At 50.8% G+C, this 17,322-nt stretch carries 17 protein-coding genes and 1 riboswitch; of the genes, 11 read left to right on the plus strand and 6 right to left on the minus strand.

Going from position 1 to position 17,322, the window contains the following annotated elements; translation table 11 throughout:
- Positions 1–52 precede the first annotated feature (52 nt).
- Both ACLJQD_RS05995 and yebS read right to left on the minus strand, forming a co-directional pair.
- Positions 53–2,686 (minus strand): PqiB family protein, encoded by a 2,634-nt coding sequence (locus ACLJQD_RS05995; protein ID WP_001529852.1) that lies wholly within the window; start codon positions 2,684–2,686, stop codon positions 53–55.
- Positions 2,655–3,938, minus strand: a complete 1,284-nt coding sequence (gene yebS / locus ACLJQD_RS06000) for a membrane integrity lipid transport subunit YebS (RefSeq protein WP_001207293.1) — start codon at positions 3,936–3,938, stop codon at positions 2,655–2,657. The genes ACLJQD_RS05995 and yebS overlap by 32 nt, the downstream gene beginning before the upstream one ends.
- 128 nt (positions 3,939–4,066) lie before the next feature.
- Between yebS and ACLJQD_RS06005 the strand changes: the two genes are divergently transcribed.
- The 4 genes from ACLJQD_RS06005 (at position 4,067) to htpX (ending at position 8,491) form a co-directional block, all read left to right on the plus strand.
- Positions 4,067–4,564 (plus strand): GAF domain-containing protein, encoded by a 498-nt coding sequence (locus ACLJQD_RS06005; RefSeq protein ID WP_001518229.1) that lies wholly within the window; start codon positions 4,067–4,069, stop codon positions 4,562–4,564.
- A gap of 97 nt (positions 4,565–4,661) precedes the next feature.
- A complete protein-coding gene (gene proQ / locus ACLJQD_RS06010; protein WP_000431401.1) occupies positions 4,662–5,348 on the plus strand; it encodes an RNA chaperone ProQ in 687 nt (228 codons plus the stop codon).
- 19 nt (positions 5,349–5,367) lie between these two features.
- Positions 5,368–7,416, plus strand: a complete 2,049-nt coding sequence (gene prc / locus ACLJQD_RS06015; protein ID WP_001091237.1) for a carboxy terminal-processing peptidase — start codon at positions 5,368–5,370, stop codon at positions 7,414–7,416.
- 193 nt (positions 7,417–7,609) lie between these two features.
- Positions 7,610–8,491: a protease HtpX gene (htpX, locus tag ACLJQD_RS06020; protein ID WP_017441969.1), complete on the plus strand. Its 882-nt coding sequence runs from the start codon at positions 7,610–7,612 to the stop codon at positions 8,489–8,491.
- 47 nt (positions 8,492–8,538) lie between these two features.
- Here htpX and ACLJQD_RS06025 read toward each other — a convergent pair whose 3' ends face one another.
- Positions 8,539–9,912 (minus strand): MFS transporter, encoded by a 1,374-nt coding sequence (locus tag ACLJQD_RS06025; RefSeq protein ID WP_017441970.1) that lies wholly within the window; start codon positions 9,910–9,912, stop codon positions 8,539–8,541.
- Positions 9,913–10,087: 175 nt separating this feature from the next.
- On the opposite strand from ACLJQD_RS06025, the gene kdgR reads away from it, so the two are divergent.
- Positions 10,088–10,879, plus strand: a complete 792-nt coding sequence (gene kdgR / locus ACLJQD_RS06030; protein ID WP_001262195.1) for a DNA-binding transcriptional regulator KdgR — start codon at positions 10,088–10,090, stop codon at positions 10,877–10,879.
- 210 nt (positions 10,880–11,089) lie between these two features.
- On the opposite strand, the gene yobH is transcribed toward kdgR, so the two are convergent.
- Complete coding sequence (gene yobH / locus ACLJQD_RS06035) at positions 11,090–11,329, minus strand: invasion protein YobH (protein ID WP_001236777.1); 240 nt, start codon at positions 11,327–11,329, stop codon at positions 11,090–11,092.
- Positions 11,330–11,486: 157 nt separating this feature from the next.
- Here yobH and mgrB point away from each other — a divergent pair, with 157 nt between their 5' ends.
- The 6 genes from mgrB (at position 11,487) to rlmA (ending at position 15,842) form a co-directional block, all read left to right on the plus strand.
- Positions 11,487–11,630 carry a PhoP/PhoQ regulator MgrB gene (mgrB, locus tag ACLJQD_RS06040; protein ID WP_000714547.1) on the plus strand — a complete coding sequence of 48 codons (144 nt, stop codon included), beginning with the start codon at positions 11,487–11,489 and terminating at the stop codon, positions 11,628–11,630.
- Positions 11,631–11,700: 70 nt separating this feature from the next.
- Positions 11,701–11,988, plus strand: coding sequence for a YebO family protein (locus tag ACLJQD_RS06045; protein ID WP_001000660.1), 288 nt, complete (start codon positions 11,701–11,703; stop codon positions 11,986–11,988).
- Positions 11,989–12,636: 648 nt separating this feature from the next.
- Complete coding sequence (locus tag ACLJQD_RS06050; RefSeq protein WP_001537930.1) at positions 12,637–12,780, plus strand: DUF2627 domain-containing protein; 144 nt, start codon at positions 12,637–12,639, stop codon at positions 12,778–12,780.
- 12 nt (positions 12,781–12,792) lie between these two features.
- On the plus strand, positions 12,793–13,002 hold the full coding sequence (gene cspE / locus ACLJQD_RS06055; protein WP_001062678.1) for a transcription antiterminator/RNA stability regulator CspE: 210 nt from the start codon (positions 12,793–12,795) through the stop codon (positions 13,000–13,002).
- Between the two features lie 219 nt (positions 13,003–13,221).
- Complete coding sequence (gene ftsI, locus ACLJQD_RS06060) at positions 13,222–14,967, plus strand: peptidoglycan glycosyltransferase FtsI (RefSeq protein ID WP_000730317.1); 1,746 nt, start codon at positions 13,222–13,224, stop codon at positions 14,965–14,967.
- A 65-nt stretch (positions 14,968–15,032) separates the two neighbouring features.
- Positions 15,033–15,842, plus strand: coding sequence for a 23S rRNA (guanine(745)-N(1))-methyltransferase (gene rlmA, locus ACLJQD_RS06065; protein ID WP_000010924.1), 810 nt, complete (start codon positions 15,033–15,035; stop codon positions 15,840–15,842).
- Here rlmA and mntP read toward each other — a convergent pair.
- Entirely contained in the window at positions 15,839–16,405 is a 567-nt protein-coding gene (mntP, locus tag ACLJQD_RS06070) for a manganese efflux pump MntP (RefSeq protein ID WP_001518359.1), read from the minus strand. The two genes, rlmA and mntP, sit on opposite strands and share 4 nt — an antisense overlap.
- A gap of 111 nt (positions 16,406–16,516) precedes the next feature.
- Positions 16,517–16,618, minus strand: a riboswitch (yybP-ykoY riboswitch).
- Positions 16,619–16,814: 196 nt separating this feature from the next.
- Positions 16,815–17,273 carry a DUF986 family protein gene (locus ACLJQD_RS06075; RefSeq protein WP_000156280.1) on the minus strand — a complete coding sequence of 153 codons (459 nt, stop codon included), beginning with the start codon at positions 17,271–17,273 and terminating at the stop codon, positions 16,815–16,817.
- Positions 17,274–17,322 lie beyond the last annotated feature (49 nt).

The raw sequence follows: 17,322 nt of genomic DNA on the forward strand, positions 1-17,322 counted from the left end.
GCGCGCAGTGTAGCATAAAACGCTCCGGCGCGAGTACGCCGGAGCCTGGTGTTTAACGTGGCAGAGCGGTGCCCCATTCACGCCACTCTTTCGGTTCGCTCTCTTGTAACAGGAAATGCTTACCGGCTTGCGCTTTTGGCGCCAGCGGCGTACCTGGTGGAGTAGCGAAGGCGATACCGCCACGGATGAACTGATTGAATGTCCCCGTTTTCACCACGCCGCCTGTCAGACCAAAGTCGAGACTATAGCCGGAGGCAAGCCAGAATACGGAGTTATTACGCACCAGATATTGGTAACGCTTACTGATACGCAAGGTGATCATCACGCGATCGGAGAGCGACCCCAGGGACATTCCGGTGACGGTTCCCACTTCGATACCGCGGAACAGGACGGGGGTGCCAATATTAAGCGAGCCTGCTTCTGGCGCCTCCACGACGATGCTTAACCCATCCAGATAGCGTGAGTCGGTAATCGTGGCTTCCTGCAGTTCAAAGTCGCGCCGTGCCGCGCCGCGTCCTGGCTCAACGTTAATATAGGGCTGGAGAATCGTATCCAGATGCTCGACGCCTGCCGCGGAAATTTGTGGCGTAATAACGGAAAAACGTGTCCCGGCGCGGGCAAATGTCTGTACGTACTCCGGATAAAGGACGGCTTTTGCCTGCACTTCATTACGTGCGGTGATCAATTCCAGCGTCTGGATCTGGCCGATATCAATACCGAGGTAACGAATTGGCATCCCTTCCGCCAATTTTCCAGCGTCGAACGCGTGCAGCGTAATTTGTCCGCCTACCGCGCGGGCGGAAGTTTCTGAAGCATAAAGAATGCGTTTATCGCCTTTGCGCCTACTGGCGCTGGCGCCGCTCAGGTTATCAAAACTAATGGCCCCTTTCAGTGCGCGGGAGAGTGGCGAGGCCTGTACCGTTAGGCCGCTGCCGTTAAGTTGCACCTTCGCGCCGCCTTCCGCCCAGAACACGCTATTGCTGGTTAACAGGTGGCGATACTCCGGCTTAATATGCAGGTCGATGTCAAAGGTATTGGCGCGTGGGCGAACGGTGATGACTTCGCCTACTTCAAATTTTCGATACAGCACGACGGAACCTGCCTGGACATCCGGCAACGTTTCGGCCGTCAGCGTTAAGGTGGTAGTCGGTAAGTCACTGAGGCTATTTTCCAGCGCTTTTTCCAGGTTAGCATAGAGCGGGTAGGTGGATTTCATCTTCCCGCTCGTACCGGGTAAAATACGAATTCCGCCGTCAATCCACTCGCTGGCGCTGGCGCCGAGGAACTCTACGCCGTCAAGGCCGACTTTGACATCCACCCGGCTGTTGACCACGAATTTACTGTCGCCCTGTACCAAATCCCGGTGCTGCGGTTCAATCGCGACGGTGAATGACACGCCTTTACTGGATAAGTTGCGCTCAATGACCTGGCCAATTTTTACACCATGTAAAATTAACGGCTGGCCCGGTTCGATGCCGTAACTTTCCGGGGCCGTCAGCGTCAGGGTTAAGGCATTCGCCTCATGCAGCAGGGCCTTTTCACCCGGCACCACCACAAATTCACTGCGCGGTTCGCCGTCGCCCGGCACCAGCTCGAAGGTTTTTCCGGTTAACAACGAACTGATATTCGCGTCGCTCAGCGACAGTTTGGGATTGCGTAACTCAATACGCGTATTTTCCCGCATCAGCGGAACAACGCTGGGATCGACGGTCATCTCTCCGGTGACTTTACCGCCAGGGTTGAGCGTCAGTTTAGAAAGCTCACCCACCTCCAGTCCCTGGTACATGAGCGGCGTAGATTCCGCCTTCAGACCGTCTCCGCTGGGCAGCTCAAGTTTAACGATTACCCCTCGTTGGCTGTGGGCTAAATCTTTATATAAGCCGAACGTGTCATCCTGGGCGGCGGGTTTGGAATTGTCCGGCGAATCAAACGCAATCGCGCCATTGACCAGGGCCGCGAGGCTTTCCAGTTTCACCTTCGCGCCGCTCAGGCTTAGATCGGCGTCAATGCCGGAGACATTCCAGAAACGGCTGCCTTTTTTCACCAGATCGGTAAACCGTCGCTCAATCAGAACGTCAATCGTCACGCCTTGTTTGTTAGGGTTAATCGAATAGTCATACACCCGTCCGACAGGGATTTTACGGAAATAGACCAGTGAACCGCTATTAAGCGAGCCGAGATCCGGCGCATTGAGATGAATCATCAGATCGCCGTTGCTAAGCCGGTATTTAGGCTGTGTATCCAGGGCGACGAAATGATCTCTGGGCTTGCCTTTACCTGGCATCATACCGATGTAATTCCCGCCGACCAACGCATCCAGGCCGGAAACGCCCGCCAGCGAGGCTTTGGGCGTCACCAGCCAGAATTGCGTCTCTTCGCGCAACGCATCTTCCATATCTGATTTGATACTGACGCGAACTTCAATTTTGCGCAGATCTTTGCTCAGGCTGACATCTTCCACGGTGCCGACTTCTACTCCCTGATAGCGAACGGGAGTACGGCCTGGTACGATACCATCCGCTGACATAAAATCGATAGTCACGCTATTGCCGCGATCCTGGTAGCTATCCCATACCAGCCACCCCGCGATCATTAGCGCGATAAGCGGTAGCAGCCAGAAAGGTGAAATACGGCGTTTGGTTTTAATTTGCGCTTCAGTCTTCGAAGCGGGCGTTTCCTGACTCATGTGCATCCCAAAGTAAGCGGCTATCCAGCCATTCCACTGCAAGAATAGTCAAAATTACCGCTGCGCCGAAATAAAACGCAGCCGGTCCCATAGTAAAAGCCAGAATCTGATCGCGATTAATCAGAGACATGGTTAACGAGATAACGAAAAGATCCAGCATCGACCAGCGGCCTATCCATGTCACCAGACGCAGCAACAGAATTCGCGTCCGCAGTCCCTGTTCGCATTTAAAATGGATACTCAATAGTAGCGTAAACATCACGATGACTTTGGTAAACGGCACCAAAATACTGGCGATAAAAACGACGGCGGCGACGGCGATATTGCTGCTGGCAAGCGACATAATGCCCGACAGGATAGTATCTTCCTGACGCCCGCCATTAATGTAGATTACCGAGATAGGCAGCAGGTTTGCCGGCAGCAAAAAGACAATAGACGCCAGCAAGGCCGCCCAACACTTCTGTATGCTCTGTTTTCTGCGTAACCGTAGCGGAATATGACAACGCGGGCAGCGTCCTTTCGCATCCGGATAGCCGCTAAAGTGGCAGCCAAGACAGACGCGCAATCTTTCGTCCGCACGTTGAGCAGGGCGCTGCGGATAAAATCGTTCCCATAGTTGCTCCACATTCAGATGAATCATAGTCAGAATGCTAAGAACCACCAACGAAACGAACGCTAAAAGCCCGATGCCCGGCTGCAGAAAGGCATAGTCCTGCACTTTGATAGAGGCAACGCCAATACCGACCAGATAGATGTCCAGCATCACCCACTCTTTCAGTTTTTCCAGCATCAGCAGGACTGGACGCAGATTCATGCCGAGAAGGCTACCAAACCACAGGTAAGCAATTGAAAAAACCAGAATAAGCGGCGCGCCAACCACGCAAAAGAGCACCATTGCGGCGGTTAACGGATCGCCCTGCTGCGTCATTTGCCAGATGCCGTGCATCACATTGGCATCAATGCGTACGCCCAACAGGTAGATATGGAGTAACGGTTCGCTCCAGGCAAACGGCATCAATAGCAGCATGGTTACCGCCATCGCGGTCAGCCGCGTCAGCGACCAGTCGCGCCCATCGCGAATTTTGGCCTGGCAACGAGGACAATAAGCGCTTTGATGAGCGCTCATCTCCGGCAAGCTGAACAGCATGTCGCATTCAGGGCAGCGCTGGTAGTGGCTGCGCGGCAGCGCTTCGCTAATTGACCTGATCGTTAGCTTTTTTGTTGGCGTGACGTGTGAGGTGTTCAGAGCCATGTATCGTGAATCAAAGTGTTAGAATAATGTAATCTTAACTCATGACAGGAATAATCTTGAGCAAGAACGCATTTAATGCTTATTTTAATAGCCTGTGTTTAGGAGTAAGACCACGAAGTGATTATATAATGAGCAAAACAGAACTATACGCGGCGTTAAACCGCGATTTTCAGTCGTTAATGGCAGGTGAAACCAGCTTTCTGGCCACGCTGGCGAATACCAGCGCGCTACTGTTCGAACGTCTTACCGAGGTAAACTGGGCAGGGTTTTATCTCCTCGAAGGCGATACGCTGGTGTTGGGGCCGTTTCAGGGGCGAATCGCCTGTGTGCGGATTCCGGTTGGTCGCGGCGTGTGCGGCGCAGCGGTAGCGCAGAATAAGGTTCAACGTATTGATGATGTTCATGCGTTTGACGGCCATATTGCCTGTGATGCCGCCAGCAACGCCGAAATTGTGCTGCCTGTCACGGTTGGCGAACGGATTATCGGCGTGCTGGATATAGATAGCACGGCGTTTGGCCGTTTTACCGAAGAAGATGAACACGGCCTGCGTACGCTGGTCGCACAGCTTGAAACCGTGCTTGCAACGACGGATTACAAAAAATTCTTTGCGAGCGTCGCAGGATAATCAACGGATAACGTAGCAATTACTGATGGCGTCATTATAATGACGCCTGTTCATGCCTGCTGCTTGTTGGCTACGTCCGTTGTAATCAGGAAATTTCATGGAAAATCAACCTAAGTTGAATAGCAGTAAAGAAGTTATCGCGTTTCTGGCCGAGCGTTTTCCTCACTGTTTTAGTGCGGAAGGCGAAGCTCGCCCGCTGAAAATTGGTATTTTTCAGGATCTGGTAGAGCGAGTTGGGGGCGAAATGAACCTCAGCAAAACGCAACTTCGTTCCGCTTTACGTCTTTATACTTCAAGCTGGCGTTACCTGTACGGCGTTAAGCCGGGCGCAACGCGCGTCGACCTTGATGGCAATCCGTGCGGCGAGCTGGAAGAACAGCATGTCGAACATGCGCGTAAGCAGCTTGAAGAAGCCAAAGCCCGTGTTCAGGCGCAGCGCGCAGAGCAGCAAGCGAAAAAACGCGAAGCTGCCGCGGCGGCTGGCGAAAAAGAAGACGCGCCGCGACGCGAGCGTAAACCTCGCCCGGTAGCGCGTCGTAAAGAAGGCGCTGAACGTAAACCTCGCGCTGATAAACCGACGACGAAAGCGCCGCGTGCGCCTCGCGAAGAGAAGCACACGCCGGTTTCTGATATTTCAGTATTGACCGTAGGGCAGTCCCTCAAGGTGAAAGCGGGTAATAATGCGATGGATGCCACCGTATTAGAAATCACCAAAGATGGTGTCCGTGTACAGCTGAATTCGGGTATGTCTTTGATTGTACGCGCAGAACACCTGGTGTTCTGAAACGGAGGCCAGGCCTGGCATGAACACTTTTTTTAGGCTTACCGCGTTAGCTGGCCTGCTTGCATTAGCAGGCCAGTCCTTCGCCGTGGAAGATATTACGCGTGCCGATCAAATTCCCGTACTAAAGGAAGAGACGCAACATGCGACGGTGAGCGAGCGCGTAACGTCGCGTTTTACCCGCTCCCACTATCGCCAGTTCGATCTGGATGAGGCATTTTCGGCAAAGATTTTTGATCGCTATCTGAATCTTCTCGACTATAGCCACAACGTTTTGTTGGCGAGCGATGTCGAGCAGTTTGCGAAAAAGAAAACCGTGTTGGGCGATGAGCTGCGCACGGGTAAGCTGGATGTTTTTTACGATCTTTATAACCTGGCGCAAAAGCGCCGGTTTGAACGTTACCAGTACGCGCTAAAAGTGCTGGAACGGCCAATGGATTTCACCGGAAACGATACGTTTAACCTGGACCGCAGTAAAGCGCCCTGGCCGAAAGATGAGGCTGAGCTAAATGCGCTGTGGGATGGTAAAGTGAAATTCGATGAGCTCAGTCTGAAACTCACCGGCAAGAGCGACAAAGAAATTCGCGAAACGCTGACGCGTCGCTACAAATTCGCTATTCGTCGCCTGGCGCAGACCAACAGTGAAGATGTGTTCTCGCTGGCGATGACCGCTTTTGCGCGTGAAATCGACCCACATACAAATTATCTTTCTCCCCGCAATACCGAGCAGTTTAATACCGAAATGAGCCTGTCTCTGGAAGGTATCGGCGCGGTGCTGCAAATGGATGACGATTATACTGTCATTAACTCATTGGTTGCCGGCGGCCCGGCAGCGAAGAGCAAGTCGATTAGCGTCGGCGATCGTATCGTCGGCGTAGGGCAAGCTGGAAAACCGATGGTCGACGTCATTGGCTGGCGTCTTGATGATGTGGTGGCGCTGATCAAAGGGCCAAAAGGCAGCAAGGTTCGACTGGAAATACTGCCGGCTGGCAAAGGGACGAAAACGCGTATTATCACGCTGACGCGTGAACGGATTCGTCTTGAAGATCGCGCGGTTAAAATGTCGGTGAAAACCGTCGGCAAGGAAAAAGTTGGCGTACTGGATATTCCAGGCTTCTATGTCGGCTTGACCGATGATGTCAAAGTTCAGCTTCAGAAGCTGGAAAAACAGAACGTTAACAGCATCGTTATCGATCTGCGTTCAAACGGCGGTGGGGCGCTGACGGAAGCCGTTTCGCTTTCCGGTCTGTTTATCCCTTCTGGTCCGATAGTTCAGGTGCGCGACAATAACGGCAAAGTGCGTGAGGATAGCGACACCGACGGCGTGGTCTACTACAAAGGCCCGCTGGTGGTGCTGGTCGATCGTTTCAGTGCCTCGGCATCGGAAATCTTTGCTGCCGCGATGCAGGATTATGGGCGCGCGCTGATTGTCGGTGAGCCGACCTTCGGTAAAGGGACGGTACAGCAATATCGTTCGCTAAACCGAATTTACGATCAGATGCTTCGCCCGGAATGGCCTGCGCTGGGTTCGGTGCAGTACACCATTCAGAAGTTTTACCGTGTCAACGGCGGCAGTACGCAGCGTAAAGGGGTCACGCCGGATATCATCATGCCGACTGGCAATGAAGAGACGGAAACCGGAGAAAAATTTGAAGATAACGCCTTGCCGTGGGATAGCATTGATGCGGCGAAATACGTGAAATCGGACGATTTGGCCCCGTTTGGCCCGGAATTATTGAAAGAACACAACGCGCGTATCGCCAAAGATCCTGAGTTTCAGTACATCATGAAGGATATCGCACGTTTCAATGCCATGAAGGATAAGCGCAACATCGTCTCTCTGAATTATGCGCAGCGTGAGAAAGAGAACAATGAAGAAGACGCTCTGCGTCTGGCGCGTATTAACGATCGGTTTAAACGTGAGGGTAAACCGTTGCTGAAGAAACTGGACGATCTGCCAAAGGATTACCAGGAGCCGGACCCGTACCTTGATGAAACGGTGAAGATTGCTCTGGACCTGGCGCATCTTGAAAAAGAAAAACCAGCGGAGCAGGCGGCAGCCAATAAGTAACGCTAAACAGGCACAAAAAATTGTGCCTGTTTTTTTTTAACAAGCGCAGAAGTCGTCAGGATAATGCTACAAAATGTAAAGTTGTGTTTTTCTCGTGACTTACCGCCTGGTGATGCTTGAAAATAGCCATAAGACCCATACGATGTGGGTAATCGCATAGTGCGCTTTGTTAAATTGAGGTTAAAAGAAAATTATGATGCGAATCGCGCTCTTCCTGCTGACGAACCTGGCCGTGATGGTCGTTTTCGGGCTGGTTCTGAGCCTGACAGGGATACAGTCGAGCAGCGTGCAAGGCTTGCTGATCATGGCGCTGCTGTTTGGTTTTGGCGGTTCTTTTATTTCATTGCTGATGTCCAAATGGATGGCGTTAAAATCCGTAGGAGGGGAAGTTATTGAACAGCCTCGCAATGAAAGAGAACGCTGGTTGATGAACACCGTAGCAACGCAAGCGCGCCAGTCCGGTATCGCCATGCCGCAGGTTGCTATCTACCATGCGCCGGACATTAACGCGTTTGCGACGGGCGCACGCCGTGACGCCTCACTGGTCGCTGTGAGCACCGGTTTGTTGCAAAACATGAGCCCTGACGAAGCGGAAGCCGTCATTGCGCATGAAATCAGCCATATTGCCAATGGCGATATGGTGACGATGACGTTGATTCAGGGGGTGGTTAACACCTTCGTTATCTTTATTTCGCGCATTATCGCGCAAATTGCCGCTGGTTTTCTGGGCGGCAACCGCGATGAAGGCGAAGGAAGTAACGGTAATCCGCTAATCTATTTCGCCGTTGCGACGGTGCTGGAACTGGTCTTCGGTATTCTGGCGAGCATCATCACCATGTGGTTCTCCCGTTACCGTGAGTTTCATGCCGATGCGGGATCGGCGAAGCTGGTTGGCCGTGAAAAAATGATTGCCGCGCTGCAGCGCCTGAAAACCAGCTACGAGCCGCAAGAAGCGACCAGCATGATGGCGTTTTGTATTAACGGTAAATCGAAATCGTTAAGCGAGCTGTTTATGACGCACCCACCGCTGGATAAACGCATTGAAGCGCTACGTAGCGGTGAGTACCTGAAATAATCAGCCCACTGGCAAGTATGAAAAGCGCGTCGAATGACGCGCTTTTTTTACTCCTGAACGCGTGGTTGCGTAATACGTAAACCGCTCACCACCGCCGCGAGAGTCGCCAGGATCGCCGCTGCGAGCAGAGAAAGATGCGTACCGCTATCGCCAAACTGGTTCAACATCAGCGCTACCAGCGCGGCGCCAGTACTTTGGCCTAACAGTCGCGCCGTGCCCAGCATCCCGCTGGCGCCACCGCTGCGCTCACGCGGCGCGGAAGTGATAATGGTGTGATTATTCGGCGACTGGAACAGGCCAAACCCTGCGCCGCAAAGGATCATCGGCCAGATAATATTCAGATCGGAGGGGGAGGCTGGCAACATGACCAGCGCAAACAACCCGGCTGCCATTATCACCATTCCCAGCGCCCCCAGCAAACCGGCATGAAGACGTTCTATCAGGTACCCCGCCAGCGGCGCCATCACCATCGTTGCCAGTGGCCAGGGCGTCAATAACAGGCCGGTTTCTACTTCGCTACGGCCCAGCACGGTTTGCAGATAAAAAGGTAGCGAGACCATGGCTAACATTTGCGCGCAGAACGAGCAAATTGACGTGCCGATCGAGAGTGAAAAAAGCGGAATGCGTAACAAGTCGATGGGTAACAAAGGGACGGGCAAAGAAAGCTGGCGGCGCACGAAGAAAAACCCGACCACGACCAGAACGAGCAGCTCTGCGCCAATCAACGTTAGCGACTGTCCCTGGGCAAAGCCGCTCAATGCGGTAATCAGCAGGCCAAATGTGAGCGCATTCATTACCGCGCTCGGTAAGTCAAAGCGCGGCTTAGTGTCATGGGCGATGTTTGCTGGTAAAAAGCGTATGGCCAGAATTAACGCGATGATACCTAACGGGACATTAATCAGAAACAGCCATTTCCATGATGAGATGGACAAAATCGCTGCGGCGATCGTCGGACCCGCGGCGGAAGAGACTGCGACGATAAAAGAGTTAATTCCCATGCCTCGTCCCAGATGACGCTGGGGGTAGATAAGACGAATCAGCGCCGTGTTTACGCTCATTAGCGCCGCGCCGCCAAATCCCTGCGCGATGCGCGCCAGCGTCAGCATCTGCAGCGAGTCTGAAAGCGCGCAAAACAATGATGAAAGCAGAAATACCACTAAACCACATTTGTAGATCCGGTGATAACCAAACATGTCGCCTAAAAAAGACAGGGAAAGTAGTGAGACGACAATGGCGATTTGGTACGCATTGACAATCCAGATAGAGCTGGCAGGGGAGGCATGTAAATCAGTCGCAATGGTTGGCAGCGCGACATTAGCGATTGCGCCATCCAGAACCGCCATCGAAATACCGATAATAATCGTCAGGATAGCGCCGTATCTCTGCGGGAGGGGCAGGCCATCGGCCCGTGTTTTTTCCATAAGTATTTTGTAATAAGGGGAATTATGAGCTGAATAATAATGTTAGCATTAATACTGAGTTGTTATGTCGCAGATTTGTAACGAAGTAAGCAAAGATGGATTGCGGGCGACCTGGCGTGAAATTATAATAAAAACTCGTTCTGAATTTTATAAAACGCTCGTAATGAGGTGATAAATGGCAAACGCAGATCTGGATAAGCAGCCTGATTCTGTATCTTCTGTGCTGAAAGTTTTCGGCATTCTGCAGGCGCTGGGTGAAGAGCGTGAAATAGGGATTACCGAGCTATCGCAGCGCGTCATGATGTCGAAAAGCACCGTTTATCGCTTTTTGCAAACCATGAAAACGCTGGGCTACGTGGCTCAGGAAGGGGAGTCTGAAAAATACTCTCTGACGCTAAAGCTGTTTGAGCTGGGCGCGCGAGCGTTGCAAAATGTTGATCTCATCCGCAGTGCGGACATTCAGATGCGCGAACTGTCTCGTCTGACAAAAGAAACTATCCATCTTGGCGCGCTGGATGAAGACAGCATTGTCTATATCCATAAAATTGACTCTATGTACAATCTGCGGATGTACTCACGTATTGGGCGTCGTAATCCGCTGTACAGTACGGCCATCGGTAAAGTGCTTCTGGCCTGGCGCGACCGTGATGAGGTTAAGCAGATTCTCGACGGCGTAGAGTATAAGCAAAGCACGGGACGCACGATTACCAGCACTGAAGCGTTGCTGCCGCTGTTGGATGAAGTGCGTGCGCAAGGCTACGGTGAAGATAACGAAGAACAGGAAGAAGGGTTACGTTGTATCGGCGTACCGGTATTTGACCGTTTTGGCGTAGTCATCGCAGGGTTAAGCATTTCGTTCCCGACGCTGCGTTTTTCAGAAGAACGCCTACAGGAATATGTGGCTATGTTACACGCCGCCGCGCGTAAAATTTCTGAACAAATGGGTTACAACGATTATCCCTTCTAAGCAACGTTATTTGCATGACGTTAAAAAAAGCAGCTACGAAAAATGTAGCTGCTTTTTTTATAACATCGGGTGGGATGAAATCGTAAAAGTAGATAATATCTGTCGGCTTATTTAACGGTTATTAAAATATTATTTAACAGTACTTATGAATAACAGCCAATATAGGGGAATTATTGGTGATAGTTTCACTGTGAAATTATTTATTGCCGCTTAGCCATTATCCACCACGGTGGCGATTTTTCTGAAAATGGGACAGTCGGAAAAGCCGATAATGCCGCTGTTGGTATGGAGATATTGCGCCGTGCTGGTGCCGCGTGCGGTCAGGTAATGGCACTGTAAACCCAGCCCCGCAGCGTTCACTTTACTTCCCACCAGGATGCCATAGCCGCTCATCAGCAGGCCTATCCACACCAGGGCAAACAATACAATTGCGCGAATGATCAAACGCATTACTACCTCTTTTCTTTTTTAGTTAGAATAAGAGTAGCGTGTACATTGATTGAAACAAGTGAATCATTCCTAAAAACATATAATGCCGCTACAGTTACTCCTGGTTTAAGTAACTCATGATAATTTAGCGACATAAGATGTAAGATCGGAGAGTGGAGTGAAAAAATTTCGATGGGTCGTTCTCGGCATCGTGGTGGTAGTATGCCTGTTGCTGTGGGCGCAGGTGTTTAATATCATGTGCGATCAGGATGTACAATTTTTCAGCGGTATTTGCGCCATCAATAAATTTATTCCCTGGTAAACGTTTTACACCAGAGATTTCCTTCCCGTGTAGCAGTGGTAGAATGACGTCTCTACATTGAGGTGGTGAAATGAACGACGTTTTAAACTCTGGTGCGTTTTCTCTTGCATCTTTAATAGTATCAATGGTGGTTCTGGTGGTGGGGCTGGCGCTCTGGTTCTTTGTCAACCGGGCAAGTTCCCGTGCCAACGAGCAGATAGAACTGCTCGAAGCGTTATTGGATCAACAGAAGCGGCAAAACGCGTTGTTACGTCGCCTTTGCGAAGCAAACGAACCAGAAAAAGAAGCGGAACCCGCAACAGCGGCAAGCGAACCAAAAGAGGATGAGGACATCATTCGTCTGGTTGCAGAACGATAATGCTTACCGGGGCGCAAATGGCGCCAGTGCCATACGCCCCATTTCCCCGTCGGATCTCTCCGCGTTGCCGTTTGCAACTGATACTACGGCATCAACGCCTTACATAATATATGGCTTTATATGCAACATAGTTTTATATGTATAACAAATGGACATATGGCATTTTTGTGATACTGCTCATTCTCTATTAAAAGCGAAACGTTTCTCTCTCTTTATGGATTGTCATTGTTTGTTCATTATTTTAAGGCATTCTGTAAAGACGCAGAACATCACAAAAAGCGGTGTCGAAAATCGCTTTTCTTTTCTATTATTTTGATTAAAAGGTGTTTTTTATCATTGTGACAATTTATGCATAACTCAGCATAAAAAGTGATATGAAAAATACAGCTTTTAAATGTGATTTGATGCACTGGAAGAAGCGAAGTTATTGAGCTATGGTAGAAAAATGGCTTTTCAGCAGTGACGTTGTCAGGAGTCCGTCAGCGCGTGAGGATATATCTTTCGCAATTTTGTTGCATAAACGTGCTGTCAATTTGTGAAGGTTCTCGTAATTTGTGCGACGGATCGAGACACGTTTAAAAATGGCTTGCCATAATTAACGTTGTATGTGATAACAGGCTTTGGGTTAAACGAGGTACAGTTCTGTTTATGTGTGGCATTTTCAGTAAAGAAGTCCTGAGTAAACACGTTGACGTTGAATACCGCTTCTCTGCCGAACCTTATATTAGTGCCTCAAGCAGTAATGTCTCAGTTTTATCTATGTTATGCCTACGGGCAAAGAAAACACTCTAAGGAATTTTGCAAATGGCAAAGATTAAAGGTCAAGTTAAGTGGTTCAACGAATCCAAAGGTTTTGGCTTCATTACTCCGGCTGACGGCAGCAAAGATGTGTTCGTACACTTCTCCGCTATCCAGGGCAATGGTTTCAAAACTCTGGCTGAAGGCCAGAACGTTGAGTTCGAAATTCAGGACGGCCAGAAAGGTCCGGCTGCTGTTAACGTAACAGCTATCTGATCGACACCACTGATTTGATGCGTTTGTCGCGTCAGCCTCAGATATAAAGCCTCGCTAAAAGCGGGGCTTTTTAATTCAATATCCTTCAAAATGTGTCTGGATGCGCTCTCGTTAGCGATTTGTTGCAAAGGCGCGAGGTTATTAGCATTGTTTTTTCTGGTTTTTCCGTCCGTTTCCCGTTAAATCAATCACCTGAAAAATGATTCGGCTGGAGATCAGGTGAAAAAGAAAAGCGACGGCGATACCCGTAATTTTACGCCCATACGTTTTGCACTACTTTGCACTGCCATTCTGCTCAGCATGGCATTGTTGTTAGGGCGGGTGGCATGGTTGCAAATTGTTACGCCGTCGAAACTGGTGAAACAAGAAGATATGCGCTCGCTTCGTGAAGTGACCACGGCCTCTCCACGCGGCATGATCACCGACAGAGAAGGGCGACCCTTAGCGGTGAGCGTTCCGGTTAATGCTGTCTGGGCCGATCCGAAGACTATCATAAGCAAAGGCGGCGTTGGCTACAATGAGCGCTGGCAGGCGCTGGCCAGCGCCTTACATCTGTCTCTCAGTACGCTTGCGGAACGGGTAAACAGTAACCCGGCAGGCCGTTTTATCTACCTTGCGCGCCAGGTTTCACCCCAGCAAGCCGAATGGATAGATAAACTGAATCTACCGGGTATTAACCTGCGGGAAGAGTCGCGCCGTTTTTACCCTGCCGGACACGTAGCGGCCAATTTGATCGGCTTTACCAATATCGACGGGCAGGGAATAGAAGGTATTGAAAAGAGCTTTAACGCGCAACTGACGGGAAAACCGGGCTCCCGACTGGTGCGTAAAGATAAATTTGGTCACGTTATTGAGAACATTACGGAAGTGAATCCGGTTCCTGCTCATGAACTTCAGCTTAGCATTGATGAACGTCTGCAAACGGTTACCGAAGATGCGCTGGATAACGCCGTCATCTGGAACAAAGCGGAATCCGGCGCTGCCGTATTGATTAACATCCCAACGGGTGAAATTCTCTCGATGGCGAGCTACCCGGATTTCAACCCGAACAACCGTGAAGGCGCGCAGTTGGACGATTTTCGTAACCGCGCGATTAGCGATACTTTCGAACCCGGTTCTACTGTGAAGCCGTTGGTCATTATGACTGCGTTACAGCAGGGTATCGTGCAACCGGACAGCGTTATCGATACTCATCCTTTTATTCTTGATGGACACCGTATCCGCGACGTCGGTTACTATCCGGAACTGACATTAACCGGCATTTTGCAAAAATCCAGCGATACCGGCGTTTCTCACCTTTCTCTGGCGATGCCGGTGCAGAAATTAATGGATACTTATAAAAGCTTTGGTTTCGGCGTGCCTACCGGACTGGGTCTCACCGGAGAGAGCAGCGGGTTATTACCGAAACGCCGTTACTGGAGTGATTTAGATCGCGCTACCTTCGCTTTTGGCTATGGATTAATGGTGACGCCGCTGCAACTGGCGCATGTTTATGCCACGATTGGCAGCTTTGGTATCTACCGTCCGTTATCGATCACCAAAGTTGATCCGCCCGTGATCGGCACGCGGGTAATGCCGGAAGAACTGGTGCACGAGGTGGAACATATGATGGAGAGCGTCGCGTTGCCTGGCGGCGGCGGAACAAAAGCCGCAGTAAGAGACTACCGTATTGCGGTCAAAACCGGGACGGCGAAAAAAATTGGCGATGATGGTAAATACGTCGATAAGTATGTGGCATATACCGCAGGCGTCGCGCCGGCAAGTAATCCCAGATTTGCGCTGGTGGTGGTGATTAATAATCCGCAAAATGGGGCTTATTATGGTGGCGCGGTATCTGCGCCCGTATTCAGCCAGATCATGGGCGATGTGCTGCGGCTGGAAAATGTTGAGCCAGACGGTATGCCAGCCGATTCAGATCACCTTCTGGTGATGCATGGCAGCCACGTTGCGGTTCCGGGCTCGTAAAGGATTTTCCCGGGGCGCAATTCGCGTTACACTTGCGCCCTTTAGCGCCCCAGTCCGGAGTTGTCATGTCGTTTACCTGTCCGCTTTGCCATCAGCCGCTTACGCAGATTAATAACAGCGTTATATGTCCACAGCGCCATCAGTTTGATGTGGCGAAAGAGGGCTACATCAATCTGCTGCCGGTACAGCATAAACGTTCGCGCGATCCGGGCGACAGCGCCGAAATGATGCAGGCGAGGAGAGCGTTTCTTGATGCGGGCCATTATCAGCCGCTGCGCGATGCCGTGATTAACCTGTTGCGCGAGCGGCTGGATCAGTCGGCCACGGCGATTCTGGATATCGGCTGCGGCGAGGGGTATTACACTCATGCTTTTGCCGAGGCGTTGCCGGGAGTCACCACGTTTGGACTGGACGTTGCTAAAACGGCGATCAAAGCGGCGGCGAAGCGCTATTCGCAGGTGAAGTTTTGTGTGGCGTCAAGCCATCGACTGCCCTTTGCCGATGCGTCAATGGATGCGGTGATCAGAATCTACGCCCCGTGTAAGGCGCAGGAATTAGCGCGCGTGGTGAAACCTGGTGGTTGGGTCGTTACCGCCACGCCGGGACCGCATCATCTGATGGAACTAAAAGGGCTCATTTATGATGAGGTGCGTTTACATGCGCCGTATACCGAGCAGCTCGACGGATTCACATTGCAGCAGAGTACCCGCCTTGCTTATCACATGCAGCTCACCGCCGAAGCGGCTGTAGCACTGTTGCAAATGACGCCATTTGCCTGGCGCGCCAGACCAGAAGTGTGGGAACAACTGGCTGCCAGCGCCGGACTTAGCTGCCAGACGGATTTCAACCTTCATCTCTGGCAGCGTAACCGTTAACCGTGAAAATGCGTCCAGAGGATCTGGACGCCAATTCCTATCAGTACGACCCCGCCGAGAATTTCAGCACGCTTACCCAGCATTGGACCGATAAAGCGACCGATCATCATTCCGAGGGTGGACATGATAAGCGTGGCGCAACCGATAGCTAATGCGGTAGCGATGATGTTTACCTGCAAAAACGCCAGACCGACGCCAACCGCCATCGCATCGAGGCTGGTCGCGATAGCCGTCGTGACTAATAGCCAAAAGCTGTGGCGACGTAACGGTGTTTCATCTTCATCACTACCGCCGCGGATACCTTCGATGATCATGCGTCCGCCCAGAAAGATCAGCAGAACAAAGGCTATCCAGTGGTTCCATTCCAGAACGAATTTACTCGCCAATATCCCCAGCCCCCAGCCGATTAACGGGGTCAGCGTTTCAACCGCGCCAAAGATAAGGCCGGTACGCAACGCTTCTGAGAATTTGGGTTTATGTAGGGTGGCGCCTTTGCCAATTGATGCCGCGAAAGCATCCATCGACATGCCGAAAGCGAGAAGAACAGTAGCAGTAAAGTGCATGACAACGTCCTGACCGGGGTATCCATTAAACACATCACTGCCCCCAGCAAACATGCATGTCGCCATTCTGTGACGAAATACACAGCAGTTGATGCGCCTATGGTCTCGCCTGACCAGCGGCGGCTGGTCCGTACGCGCCACGTTTTGCAACGAGTATGTTGACGCGTACATTTCCGGAGTCTGGAAATCGGCTACTCCCCAATTGACGGCGCAACATTAACATATTTTTAGAATATAAAACAACAGCGATAAAATATTATTTGTCTTCTAATTGAAAACGATTTTCATTTAGATTTATTCATCAATAAAACGTTAAATTAAATAACAATTGGTCAATAGAAAATATAGCCTTAGCTATATTATGATTCGAAATAAAATTCGAAAAACATAGTTGAGGCTATATCTTAGGTTATTGATTTTCAATAAGAAGCTTATATATTTTTTCCAGATCGTCGATATTGCGTACACGGATAAGCAAGCGTCGTTGTTCTAATTGCATCACCAGTACGCCGTCCTCCGATAAATTCATCTCTTTAATACGGTTATATTCTATCCAGACATTGGCGAAGAAAAAGCCACGTTGTTTAAAGATGATCCGTGGCGTGCGGATCCAGAATATATAAAACCCCATTAACGCCAGCGCACTTAATAACCATGTGGTCATCTGCGCTCCGTGGCTGGTTACGTTGTTATAAATAAGGATGGCGACCAGCCCAACGAAGATAACGCTGTCTACGCGACCACGGCGAAGCAGGGCTATAGAAAGCAGAGTGGGGCCATTGCGACGGGGCATGATGAACTGATCGTAGAGAGCGTAAGCCAATAATGCGGCAATAAAGAGAATCAGCACCAGGTCCGTGATAGTCATTTATCCTCCAGAGAAATAAAAAAACGGGGCCGTTTGGCCCCGGTAGTGT

Source organism: Salmonella sp. SAL04214 (assembly GCF_046550615.1).
GTDB lineage: Bacteria > Pseudomonadota > Gammaproteobacteria > Enterobacterales > Enterobacteriaceae > Salmonella > Salmonella enterica.